We start from the raw sequence: 255 nt of genomic DNA, 5'->3' as shown, positions 1-255 counted from the left end.
GTCGATGTGAACTCTTGGGCGGGATCAGCCTGTTATCCCCAGGGTAGCTTTTATCCGTTGAGCGACGGCCCTTCCATTCGGCACCGCCGGATCACTAATCCCGACTTTCGTCCCTGCTCGGCTTGTTAGCCTCGCAGTCAGGCGCGCTTATGCATTTACACTCTAAATCTGGTTTCCATCCAGACTGAACGCACCTTTGGGCGCCTCCGTTACTCTTTGGGAGGCGACCGCCCCAGTCAAACTGCCCGCCTGGCA

At 57.6% G+C, this 255-nt stretch carries 1 rRNA gene; it reads right to left on the bottom strand.

Going from position 1 to position 255, the window contains the following annotated elements:
* A 23S ribosomal RNA gene (locus tag Afil_RS10950) occupies window positions 1-255 on the bottom strand; the annotation flags it as partial.

The sequence above is a fragment of the Allobaculum fili genome, assembly GCF_020969955.1.
GTDB lineage: Bacteria > Bacillota_I > Bacilli_A > Erysipelotrichales > Erysipelotrichaceae > Allobaculum > Allobaculum fili.
The sequence above is the reverse complement of the archived record's forward strand: the minus strand, read 5'-3'. Positions and strand labels throughout refer to the sequence as shown.